Here is a 12296-nt window from a genome sequence, read left to right as displayed (position 1 = left end):
TTGTTCTTTTGTTATAATAGAAGTAACATAATTTTTTTGGTGTAAAAGATGATTTTAGATTTAAATAAGACATATATAAAAGTATTAAAAAAACAGAATATTTTGATATTAGGTGCAACAGTTAGAAGCGGAGTGAGTATAGCAAATGTTTTATATGACATTAATACTAATATGGATGTTAATATAAAATATGCTTTAAGCGACAGTAAAACAGAGGAAGAACTTCAAGAAAGTATACAAGCATTGAAAGATAAAGATGCTAAACTTTTTTTTGGTAATCAGGAATTATCTATTTTAGATGATATTACACTTATTATAATATCTCCTGGTGTTCCTCAAAGTATACCATTAGTAGTTGAGGCAAAAAGGAGAGGCATAAAAATTATAGGTGAAATTGAATTTGCTTATAATTTATTGCCTAATAGAAACTATATTGCAGTAACTGGTACAGATGGAAAAACAACAACAGTTACACTTATTCATAAAATAATAAGTTCATATAAAAAAGCAAGACTTGTAGGCAATGTTGGAAATACTTTTTCTAAAGAAATTGAAAGCATAGAGGAAGATGAGGATATAGTATTAGAGTTATCTAGTTTTCAATTAGAAACTCTTGAGAAATTTCATGCTCATATAGCAGCAATACTTAATATAGCAGAGGATCATCTTGACAGATATGCAAACATAGATGAATATTTTAATGCTAAAAAGAATATAAGTATTAATCAGAATAAAAATGATTTTCTTATATTAAATTATGATAATATATATACAAATATTTATTATAATGAACTTAATAACAATTGCAAAATGAAGCTTTTAACATTTTCTTTAAAAAGTAAATTTGCTACTATATATTATAATGAAGAAGATGAATATATATATTATGAAAATGAAAAATTATTTTCTATAAAAGACAGAAAAGTAATAGGTAAACATAATGTAGCAAATATATTGGCAGCAGTTTTGGTATGTTTAAAAAATGATATACCAGCAGAGCATATAGAACATGTTGTTAATAATTTTAACGGCATAGAGCATAGAGTTGAACTTGTTGCCACTATAAATGGAGTAAAATATATTAATGATTCTAAAGCCACATCAATGAATGCTGTTATGAGTGCTTTGAAATCTTTTGATAATAATATCATACTTATAATGGGCGGACGCAATAAGAATATAGATTTTTCATCATTAAATAATCTTATAGAAAGCAGGGTTAAAAAACTTATTCTTATTGGAGAGGCAGCTGAGGCACTCAATGATATGATTCGTTTTGAGAATAAAATAATTATTAAAGATATTACAGATGCATTTAATTATGCTTCTGCTATATCAATCAATGGTGATACAGTTTTATTATCTCCTGGATGTACTAGTTTTGATATGTTTAAAAATTACGAGGAAAGGGGAAAATATTTCAAGAGTTTAGTTTATAAACTTGATACCATTACAAAAGAATAATTAAAAATTAATCAAAAATAATTCATTATTATATTTGAATATTTTTTAAAATTATTATAGAATTATTCACTAATTATAAAGAAGATTTGAAAATATTATGGCTAGAAGTATAATAAATATAGTAAATATATCTAAAAGATTTGTTCATAAAGTTTTGCTTGACGGCGTAAATTTACTTATAGAGGAAAAATCCAAAATAGGTATGATAGGACGCAATGGGGCAGGTAAAACTACTCTTTTAAAAATTCTTATGGGAATTGAAGAACCTGACGACGGAGAAATAGTATTTTCAGATGATGTAAGAATTGGTTATTTGCGTCAGCAGGGTGATTTTGATGATAATGAAAAAGTAATAGATTATCTTACAAGAGTTACATCAAAAGAATCTTGGAAATGTTCTAAAATAGCCAGCCGATTTGGTATAGACCATATTAAAATAAATTATAATTTGGGAAGTTTATCAAGCGGTTATAGAATGAGAGTAAAACTTTCAGAAATGATGCTTTATGAACCAAATTTCTTAATATTGGACGAACCTTCAAACTTTTTGGATTTGAACACATTAATAGATTTAGAAAATTTTTTAATGGATTATAATGGAGGCTTTTTAATTGTTTCTCACGATAGGGAGTTCTTGAAAACTACTTGTGATAAAACTGTGGAAATGGAAAACGGAAAGTTAACATATTTTCCTGGAAATATAGAAGATTATTTTGAATATAAAGAAGAAAAAGAATATACAATAAAAAAGTATAATAAGAATGTTGAGGAAAGAAAGGCTCATTTAGAGAGATTTGTAGAAAGATTCAGATATAAAGCTACAAAGGCAAAAGCAGTACAATCACGTATAAAACAAATAGAGAAATTAAAAACTATAGAAATAACTCACCCGGCAAAGAATGTTAGAATAAAACTTCCAGAGGTTCCGGAAAAGAAAGGTTTTGCTCTTATTTCAGATGATTTAGCTGTTGGGTATGGTGATAAGATAGTTGCTAAAAGCGGACGTATAGAAATAACAAGAGGAAGCAGGGTAGCTGTACTTGGTCAAAACGGAGAAGGTAAAACTACTTTTTTAAGAACTATAGCAGGAAGACTTAATCCAGTATCAGGTACTTATAATTATTCTTATGGTATAAAAATAGCATATTTTGGTGAAGATACTTATAAAAATGTAACTTCTAATGATACGGTATTATCATATCTAAAAAAGAATGCTAAACAAGGATTATTAACACAGGAACTTTTAACACTTTTAGGAAGTTTTTTATTTTCTGGTGATGATGTTAATAAAGATGTTAAGGTGCTAAGCGGAGGAGAGATGGCAAGATTATCTCTTTTGGCTGCTATTACACAATGTGCTGATGTTCTTATATTAGACGAACCCACAAACCATTTGGATTTTGAAACAGTTGAGGCACTTGCTAATTCTTTGAGAGATTACGGCGGAACAATATTCTTTACATCGCATGATAGAACATTTGCTAGTTTGCTTGCTGATACAATAATAGAAGTTAAAGATAAAAAACTTTCGCTTTATTCTGGAGATTATGAGGCTTATGTTTATAGAGTAAGACTTGATGCTTTAGAAGAAGAAGAAAAAGAACTTGAATATCAGGCAAATAATAATAAAGAAAATGTAAGTAATGAAGATAAAAACAATAATAGCTATGAAGAAAGAAAAAAAATCAGAAATAAACTTTCTAAATGCGAATCATTGTTAAAAAAACATGAAAAGCAAATAGAAGATTATAAAAAAGAAGAAGCTGAAATATTGAAATTTTTTGAAACTTCTTCCAGCTATGATGATGAAAAAAGCAAACGTTTATTGGAAGTAAAAAAATTAATAGAAGAAACAGAGAATGAATGGCTCTTAGTCAATGAAGATATAGATAATATAAAATCTATGTTACAATAAATAAAAGGAGTACTGAATGAGAATTTTTAAGAATGCTAAAATTTATTCTATGGATAAAAAAGATAGTATTTATGAAGCTCTTGCAGTTGAGAATGGAAGAATTTCTTTTGCCGGAACTAATGAAGAAGTATTAAAAAAATATCCAAATGCTGAAGAAGTAATTGATTTAGAGGGAAAGACAGTAATACCGGGTTTTAATGACAGCAGTGTTAATTTAGTTGGTTATGCACGTTTTAATACTATGCTTGATTTAAGTGAATGCGAATCTATAAGACAAGTAATAGAACTTGCTCAAAAAGCTGAACAATATGAAGGCTGGATTATAGGCTGGGGCTGGAATCAGGATTATTTTGAAGAACAAAGAATGCTTAATAAAAAAGATTTAGATGAGATATCCAGTGAAATTCCAGTTGCTTTTAGAAGATGCTGCGGTGAAATGATAGTTGCTAATAGTAAGGCTCTTGAAATATGCGGCATTACAGATGAAATGTCATCAGATAGTATAGATTTTGAAAATGGTTTAATCAGTTCTAAAGATATGTTTTTGATTTTATCAAAGATTAAATCATTGGAAATAGATACTTTAAAATCAATAATATTAGATGCTCAGGAAAGATTCTTCAAAATGGGTATTACTTCAATACAAACAGATGATTTAAGAAGTTTGCCGGATTTTGATTATAGAAAGATTATAGATGCTTATCAAAAATTACATAGAGAGAAAAAACTAAAAATAAGAGTTTGTGAACATGCTCAATTTATAAATAAAAAAGATATAGATGATTTTAGACAATACTACTATTATCAATATATAAATGATGATAGATTTAAAGTATCACGTATTAAACTTGTTATAGACGGAGGTATAGGTTCAAGAACAGCATTTTTAAGAGATGATTATAATGATCTTTCAGGATTTAGAGGTGTTACTCAGTATAATCAGGAAGAACTTGATGATTTAGTAAGCTATGCTAATAGTTTGGATTACTCTCTTGCTATACAGGCTACAGGTGATGGTGCTATAGAAATGGCATTAAATTCTATAGAAAAAATAAAAGATACTAAAAATTTCAAATATAGAAGAAACGGATTAGTTTATTGTCAAATAACAGATAAAGATTTATTTGAAAGAATGAAAGAATTAAATGTAGGTGTATATTATCAGCCTATATTCCTTCATAATGATATGCATATTGCCGAGGAGAGAGTAGGTAAGGAGAAAGCTTCTACAAGTTACGCTTATAAGACAGCTATGGATATGGGAGTTAATGTGGCATTTGGTTCTGCAGGTTTCGTTGATGGCATAAGTGTTATGGAAGGTATATACTGTGCGGTTAATAGACAAGACTTGAATGGCTGGCCTGAAGGCGGTTGGATGCCTCAAGAAAAACTTACTGTTAAAGAAGCAGTTTATTTGTATACTATGGGAAGTGCTTATATGTCTTCTGAAGATAATGTTAAAGGAAGCATAGAAGAAGATAAATTAGCTGACTTTATAGTATTAGACAGAGATATATTTGAAGTAGATACACAAGAAATAAAAGATATAAAAGTATTAAAAACTATAGTTGATGGTGATATAGTTTATAGTGCTTGATTTTGATTATATTTCATAATTAAAAAGGATTTAGTAAGCAATTTACTAAATCCTTTTATTTTATACATCAAACTAAATTAATTGATTAAAATTATTCTTTAATTAATTATTCTTTTACAGCACCGCCAGTCAAACCAGATATAAAGTGTTTTTGTAATGCCAAGAATACAGCCATTATAGGAACAACAGCAAATATTGCACCTACCATTATTTGTCCGTAGTCTATTCTAGTATCAGATTTTAATTGAGCCAATGCTACAGGCAAAGTGAATTTTTCTGGAGTATTTAATATAATCAATGGCCAAGTGAAGTTAGTCCATTGAGCAACAAACATATATATGCCTAAAGCAGTTAAAGCAGGAACCATTAAAGGCATAACTATTTTTAAGAATATAGTCCATTCATTAGCTCCGTCTATTCTAGCTGCTTCTATTAATGTATCTGGTACAGAATGGAAATTTTGTCTCATTAAGAATATACCGAAAGCACCAGCTATATCAGGTAATATTATAGCTAAATGAGTATCTTGTATATTTAAAGTAGTCATCATTCTGTATAAAGGAACTAATTTAGCATGAGCTGGCAGCATCATAGTAAGCATTATGATTATAAATACTATATTTCTTCCTTTGTAGTTAAATTTAGAAATTGAGTATGCAGCCATAGAACATACAAGTAAATTGATTAATGTGTATACAGCAGCTATTTTAAATGAATTAAATAATGCATTCCAAATAGGTATTCTTTCTTGTAAATTTTTAAGGTTTTCAAAGAAATTGTCACCAAAAGTTATAGGAGGCGGAAATAGGAATATATCACCAGATACCCTTGTAGAAGCTATCAACATGAAAAATAGCGGATAAACACAAGCTATCATTCCTATTGATAGTACTATGTATAATATTATTCTAGTTATTTTTTGCTGTTTTGCATTTGTCATTTTTTATCCCCTCCAAATTTTAATTGTAATCTAGAAAGAAGTCCAACTATTACAAGTATTGCTACAGATATTGTTGCGGCATAAGTCAAATTAACTGATTGGAATGCCTGTCTGTATATGTATAATCCTAAACTTATAGTAGAGTTGTTAGGGCCTCCATTAGTCAACAAGTAAGGTTCAGTGAATAAGTTTAGAGTACCTATAGTTGATAATATTGTTGAGAATAATATAACAGGTTTAAGCATTGGTATTGTTATATGTACAAACTGCTGTATAGCATTAGCACCATCTATTCTAGCAGCTTCATAATAATCATCTGGTATTCCCTGAAGCCCTGCCAATATTATTATCATATTATATCCAGTCCATCTCCAAGTCATTATAAGCATTATTACTATTCTTGCAGGCCAAGTCTGAGTTAACCACATAACAGGTCCAAGATGGAATAAAGATAGTATATAGTTCACTACACCTCTTTCTTGGAATAATAATACGAACATTAAACTATAAGCAACTGATTCTACAATAAATGGTATAAAGAAAACAGTTCTAAATAAACCTTTTAATTTAGTAATTCCTTTATGTAAAGCTATAGATAATAGTATAGCTAGTATTGTCATTATTGGAACTTGTATAAGTAAATATATAAGTGAATTTTTTAGAGATACATAAAAATATTGGTCGGATAAAAGTCTTTTAAAATTATCAATACCATTAAAAACTAAATGTCCTCTTGTTTGAGTCATAAAGCTTAAGAATATAGTCTCTATAAGAGGATATATACTAAAACATATTATGAATATTAAAGCTGGAGCAATAAACAGCCAAGGAGTAATATTTTTTTTTATTTTCATAATGCTACCATCCTTATATTATGAAAAATATAAATTAATATAATAATTTGTATTTCATACGGTATTAAAATTATGTATTTAATACCGCATGAATTGTGAATTATAGATTTTATTTATCTATAATAGTTCTTCCAGTTATACTATTTGCTTGTTGAGCAGCAGCATCTAAAGTTTCTTTTATATCAGAGTTATTATTAATGATTTCTTCATAAGCACTTACTGCTACGTTTCTTAAATCAGAATAGTCATCTGAGTTATATAAAGCAGGAGGTATATTTTTAGTTACCTTACCTAATAATTCGTTATAATTTTGATTGCCGAAATAAGGATCAGGCTGTTTAAATCTTTCATCTTCATAAGCAGGAAGATATGAAGGGAATAAACCATATTTTTCATACATTAAAAGCTGACTGTCTGTGTTAAGTAAAGAATGTTCTACGAAAGCCCATGCAGCAGCTTGTTTTATAGGATCAGTAGCAGTTACAGTTAAAGTAGAACCGCCTAGAGAAGAAGCTCTAACGCCGCCTTTAGTATAAGCAGGCATTTCCATAGCTCTCCATTTTCCTTTCATTTCAGGCATTTGGTCTTTCATAGTACCGCCCCACCATCCGCCGTTGAAGCTTATAGCTATTTCTCCATTTTTATGAGCTCTTATTCCAGTATCCCAGTTTACAGTATTTAATACTAAACCTTCATCTATAAGTCTTTTAACCATTTGCATACTTTCTATAGCTCTTGGTGAAGATAAAGTAATATTTCCATTTGTGTCGAGATAATAAGTGTTATTTTGAACCATTAAAGTTCTCCATATACCATCATCTTGAGTAAAGCTGAAACCTGTTAATTTAACATTAGGTAATTTAGCTTGTAAATCTTTACCAACTTTTATTAAATCATCATAAGTTTCAATAGTATTTACATCTATTCCAGCTTGTTTGAATAAATCTTCTCTATAATATACTACAACAGGACCTGAATCCCAAGGTATTGAAGTTAATCTTCCTTCAGTATCATAACTTGTAGGTACTTTTGAAGGGTCAACTTTAGAATCTATATCAGCAGGAGCTAGAGTTTTTAAATCTAAAAATCTTTGCGGATAAGTTTCTACATAAGTTTGAATGAAATCGCTTTCGATTTGCATTACATCAGGTATTCCTTGACCAGAAGAAAGTACAACGCCAGCTTTTTCATATAATTGAGGTGGTCCGCCGAATTCTTGTACATTAATTTTGATTTTAGGGTATTTTTTATTGAATGTTTTTGCAGTTTCCATTAAAGCTTTAGCTGCAACATTCCAACCCCAAACATTAAGTTCTGTTTCAGTGTTTGCATCTATTGTTGGTAAATCAACAACTGTTTGTTCTGTTTTGTTACCGCCTGAACAAGCAGATATCATGATTGTAACCGATACCAACAATAGGAAAATTGAAAGTTTCTTAATCATAAAAATTCTCCTATTTATTATTTATACAGTATATTATAGTAATAATTGAAGAAAAATCAATTTTAAATATGAAAAATATGACTAAAATGATCTATAATGTTTGATATGTGTTATATTTTTGTGATTTTTATAGAAATTATTCAGTATAAAAAAGCGTCTAACAATATAGTATATATATTATTAGACGCATTTATTATATTTTAGCTGTTTTTATTTAGCTATGCTTCTTCCAGTAGAACTGCTTATTTGATTAGCAGCATCATTTAATGCAGCAGCTATATCTTTATTATTGTTTAATACATCTTCATAAGTACTTACAACTGTATTTCTAACTTCAGCAAAGTCATCAGAATTGTATATAACATTAGGTATTTGTTTAGTTACATCTGCCAATATTTTATTGAAATTATCTCCAAAATATTCATCAGCTTTCAAGAATCTAGGATCATCATAAGCAGGCAAATAAGATGGGAATAAACTGAATTGTTCATACATCATAAGCTGATTATCTACATTCATTAAACTATATTTTATGAATTCTAAAGCAGCAGCTTGTTTAACAGGGTCAGTAGCAGTTATTGATAATCCAGCACCGCCAGATGAAGAAGCTCTAGCAGCATCTTTATTAAGAGCAGGTATAGGCATAATTCCCCATTTACCTTTCATTTCAGGCATTTGGTCTTTTATAGTACCGCCCCACCATCCGCCAATTATATATGAAGCAACTTCTCCATTTTTGTTGGCAACTATAGAACCGTCCCAGTTAACAACGTTTTTAGCAACTCCTTCATCTATAAGTCTTTTTACCATTTGAAGAGTTTCTATTGCTTTTGGAGAAGCAACTGTTATTTCACCTTTGCTATTTAAATAATATGATTTATTTGCTATTAATAATGCTCTATATAAATTTTCATCTTGAGTGAAAGGTAAGCCAGTCATATATACATTAGGGAATTTTTCTTGTAATTTTTTACCAGCAGCAATGTAGTCATCAAAAGTTACTATTGCATTAGGGTCTATTCCAGCTTCTTTAAATAAATCAACTCTATAGAACATAACTACAGGACCAGAATCCCAAGGTATAGATACTAATTTTCCTGTACTGTCATAGCTTGAAGCGATTTTTGAAGGGTCTACAACACCATCAATTTTTATATAATCTTTCATATCAAAGAAGTATTGCGGATAATTTTCTGCGTAAGTTTGTATATAATCACTTTCTATTTGTATAACATCAGGTACGCCATTTCCAGAAGATAATATTACTCCATATCTTTCATATACATTTTGAGCTAAACCAAATTCTTGTACATTTACTTTGATTTTTGGATATTTTTCGCTAAATGTTTTTGCTGTTTCCATTAAAGCTTTAGCAGCAACATTCCAAGCCCATACTGTAATTTCAGTTTCAGTGTTAGCATCTATTGTAGGAAGAGCAACACTTTTTTCTTCTGAAGCTTTGTTTCCAGAACATGATAACATAACTACTGCAATTAATACTAACAATGCTCTAGTAAAAAAATTCTTTACCATAAGAACTCCTTTTTATTTGATAAGTTTATGACTACATATTAATGATATTTATAAAAAAAATCAATTTTAAATATGAAAAAAATGTAGGTTATTTTTATTATTTTTTTAGAATAATAAAAAAGCGTCCAATATTTTAATATCAGACGCTTTCATTATATTTTTTATTTATATTATTTTGCTATTTTTCTTCCAGTAGAACTGCTTATTTGATCGGCAGCATTTTGTAAAGTTTTTTCTATGTCGGCATTATTATTAAGAATTTCTTCATAAGTGCTCATAGATATGCTTCTAATTTCAGCATAGTCTTTTGTTGTATATATTACTTGTGGTATTTCTTTTGTTATATCTGCTAAAATTTTATTATATTCATCACCAAAGTAATCATCAGACTTTAAGAATCTTGGATCATCATAAACTGGAAGGTATGAAGGGAATAAACCATATTTTTCATACATTAATATTTGATTATCAACATCCATTAATGTTTGTTTTATGAATTCTATAGCAGCAGCTTGTTTTAAAGGGTCTGTAGCAGTAACTGTTAAATCAGAACCTCCTAAAGAAGAAGCTCTAATACCGCCTTTAGTATACGCAGGCATAGGCATAATAGCCCATTTGCCTTTCATTTCAGGCATTTGGTCTTTTATAGTACCGCCCCACCAGCCTCCTATTATATAAGAAGCTATATTTCCATTTTTATTTGCCATAATAGAGCTATCCCAATTAACAGTATTCATTGCTATGCCTTCATCTATAAATCTTTTTAACATAGAAATACTTTCATTTGCTTTTTTAGTTGAAATTGTAATTTCTCCATTAGAGTTCAAAAAGTATACTTCATTTTGTACTAAAAGACATCTCCATAAATTATCATCTTTACTATAAGGGAAACCAGTCATTTTTACTTCAGGGAATTTTTCTTGTAATTTTTTACCAGCAGCAATATAGTCATCATAAGTTTCTATAGAATTAGGATCTATTCCAGCTTCTTTAAATAAATCTGTTCTATAAAACATAGCTACAGGACCAGAATCCCAAGGTATAGATACTAATCTTCCTTCACTGTCATAACTTGTTGAAATTTTAGATGGATCTACTTTACCTTCAATATCTATATAGTTTTTGAAATCAAAGAATCTTTGAGGATAAGTTTCTGTATATGTTTGAACATAATCGCTTTCCATTTGCATTATATCAGGTATTTCTTTTCCAGATGCTAATACAACACCATATTTTTCATAAGCTTGTACGCCGCCAAATTCTTGAACATTAACTTTTATTTTTGGGTACTTTTGCATAAAAATATCTGCCATTTCTTTTAATGCTCTAGCAGCAACATTCCAGCCCCATATCTCTAATTCAGTTTCTGTGTTGGCATCTATTGTAGGAAGCTCAACGTTTTGCTGCTGTTCAACTTTGTTTCCGGAACATGATAACATAACTATTGCAGTTAATACTAATAATGTTCTAGTAAAAAAATTCTTTACCATAAGAACTCCTTTTTTATTTTTATAACTTTATACACATATTAATAGCATTTATAAAAAAATCAATTTCAAATATGAAAAAATATAATATTATTTTATAATTTTTTAATGCAATAAAAAAAGTGCCCAATATATAGATATCAGACACTTTCTTTATATTTTTTAGCTATTATTATTTAGCTATTTTTCTTCCAGTAGCACTGCTTATTTGCTGAGCTGAATCTTGTAAAGTTTTTTCTATATCAGCATTATTATTTAAAATAGCTTCATAAGCACCTACACAAATGTTTCTAACTTCAGAATAATCAGAAGAAGTATATATTGCAGCAGGTATTTCTTTAGTTATTTGACCTAACATTTGATTAAATCCTTCTCCAAAATACTCATCAGCTTCTTGGAATCTAGGATCGTCATAAACAGGTAAATAAGATGGGAATAATCCATAGTTTTTATACATTAATATTTGATTGTCAACATTTAATAATGAATGTTCTACAAAAGCCCAAGCAGCAGCTTGTTTAACAGGATCAGAAGCAGTTATAGTTAAAGTAGAACCGCCATGAGAAGAAGCTCTAATACCGCCTTTAGTATAAGCAGGCATAGGCATAATTCCCCATTTACCTTTCATTTCAGGCATTTGGTCTTTTATAGTACCAGCCCACCAAGCACCAGACATATAAGTAGCTACTTCTCCGCTTTTATTAGCTCTTATTGATCCGTCCCAGTTAACAGTATTTATCATTATACCTTCATCAGCAAAACTTCTTAATACTTTTGTAGCTTCTATTGTTTTTGGAGATGCTATAGTTATTTCACCATTTTTGTTTAGATAATAAGTGTCATTTTGAACCATCATATTTCTCCAAACTCCGTCATCTTGTACATACATATTACCAAAGAATTTCATGTTAGGGAATTTTTCTTGGAATTTTTTACCAGCAGCAATATAGTCATCATAAGTTTCTATAGAATTAGGATCTATACCAGCTTCTTTAAATAAATCAGCTCTATAGAACATAACTACAGGACCGGAATCCCAAGCTATAGCAACTAATTTTCCTG

9 protein-coding genes are annotated in these 12296 nt (G+C 29.3%); 3 read left to right on the top strand and 6 right to left on the bottom strand.

Features of this window, described 5'->3' with window-relative positions; all coding sequences use genetic code 11:
- Positions 1-48 precede the first annotated feature (48 nt).
- The 3 genes from murD (at position 49) to Q0K52_RS05245 (ending at position 4976) form a co-directional block, all read left to right on the top strand.
- Entirely contained in the window at positions 49-1464 is a 1416-nt protein-coding gene (gene murD / locus Q0K52_RS05255) for a UDP-N-acetylmuramoyl-L-alanine--D-glutamate ligase (RefSeq protein ID WP_297297201.1), read from the top strand.
- A 97-nt stretch (positions 1465-1561) separates the two neighbouring features.
- On the top strand, positions 1562-3379 hold the full coding sequence (locus tag Q0K52_RS05250) for an ABC-F family ATP-binding cassette domain-containing protein (protein WP_297297199.1): 1818 nt from the start codon (positions 1562-1564) through the stop codon (positions 3377-3379).
- Positions 3380-3395: 16 nt separating this feature from the next.
- Positions 3396-4976, top strand: coding sequence for an amidohydrolase (locus Q0K52_RS05245; protein ID WP_297297197.1), 1581 nt, complete (start codon positions 3396-3398; stop codon positions 4974-4976).
- A gap of 106 nt (positions 4977-5082) precedes the next feature.
- Here the strand turns inward: Q0K52_RS05245 and Q0K52_RS05240 are convergent, their stop codons facing one another.
- The 6 genes from Q0K52_RS05240 to Q0K52_RS05215 form a co-directional block, all read right to left on the bottom strand.
- Positions 5083-5916 carry a carbohydrate ABC transporter permease gene (locus tag Q0K52_RS05240; protein WP_297297195.1) on the bottom strand — a complete coding sequence of 278 codons (834 nt, stop codon included), beginning with the start codon at positions 5914-5916 and terminating at the stop codon, positions 5083-5085.
- Positions 5913-6770: a carbohydrate ABC transporter permease gene (locus Q0K52_RS05235; RefSeq protein WP_297297192.1), complete on the bottom strand. Its 858-nt coding sequence runs from the start codon at positions 6768-6770 to the stop codon at positions 5913-5915. The genes Q0K52_RS05240 and Q0K52_RS05235 overlap by 4 nt, the downstream gene beginning before the upstream one ends.
- Before the next feature lie 109 nt (positions 6771-6879).
- Positions 6880-8214, bottom strand: coding sequence for an ABC transporter substrate-binding protein (locus Q0K52_RS05230; RefSeq protein ID WP_297297190.1), 1335 nt, complete (start codon positions 8212-8214; stop codon positions 6880-6882).
- A 210-nt stretch (positions 8215-8424) separates the two neighbouring features.
- Positions 8425-9747, bottom strand: a complete 1323-nt coding sequence (locus Q0K52_RS05225) for a sugar ABC transporter substrate-binding protein (RefSeq protein WP_297297189.1) — start codon at positions 9745-9747, stop codon at positions 8425-8427.
- A gap of 170 nt (positions 9748-9917) precedes the next feature.
- Positions 9918-11237 carry an ABC transporter substrate-binding protein gene (locus Q0K52_RS05220; RefSeq protein ID WP_297297187.1) on the bottom strand — a complete coding sequence of 440 codons (1320 nt, stop codon included), beginning with the start codon at positions 11235-11237 and terminating at the stop codon, positions 9918-9920.
- Between the two features lie 169 nt (positions 11238-11406).
- Entirely contained in the window at positions 11407-12279 is an 873-nt protein-coding gene (locus tag Q0K52_RS05215) for an extracellular solute-binding protein (protein WP_297297241.1), read from the bottom strand.
- Positions 12280-12296 lie beyond the last annotated feature (17 nt).

Origin of the sequence: uncultured Brachyspira sp. (genome assembly GCF_944390845.1) — a bacterium.
GTDB classification, from domain to species: domain Bacteria; phylum Spirochaetota; class Brachyspiria; order Brachyspirales; family Brachyspiraceae; genus Brachyspira; species Brachyspira pulli.
The sequence above is the reverse complement of the archived record's forward strand: the minus strand, read 5'-3'. Positions and strand labels throughout refer to the sequence as shown.

Coding starts and splice junctions, on each gene's coding strand:
- Q0K52_RS05235 (WP_297297192.1), bottom strand. CDS start 6,770: ATGAAAATAAAAAAAAATATTACTCCTTGGCTGTTTATTGCTCCAGCT.
- Q0K52_RS05245 (WP_297297197.1), top strand. CDS start 3,396: ATGAGAATTTTTAAGAATGCTAAAATTTATTCTATGGATAAAAAAGAT.
- Q0K52_RS05240 (WP_297297195.1), bottom strand. CDS start 5,916: ATGACAAATGCAAAACAGCAAAAAATAACTAGAATAATATTATACATA.
- Q0K52_RS05230 (WP_297297190.1), bottom strand. CDS start 8,214: ATGATTAAGAAACTTTCAATTTTCCTATTGTTGGTATCGGTTACAATC.
- Q0K52_RS05220 (WP_297297187.1), bottom strand. CDS start 11,237: ATGGTAAAGAATTTTTTTACTAGAACATTATTAGTATTAACTGCAATA.
- murD (WP_297297201.1), top strand. CDS start 49: ATGATTTTAGATTTAAATAAGACATATATAAAAGTATTAAAAAAACAG.
- Q0K52_RS05250 (WP_297297199.1), top strand. CDS start 1,562: ATGGCTAGAAGTATAATAAATATAGTAAATATATCTAAAAGATTTGTT.
- Q0K52_RS05225 (WP_297297189.1), bottom strand. CDS start 9,747: ATGGTAAAGAATTTTTTTACTAGAGCATTGTTAGTATTAATTGCAGTA.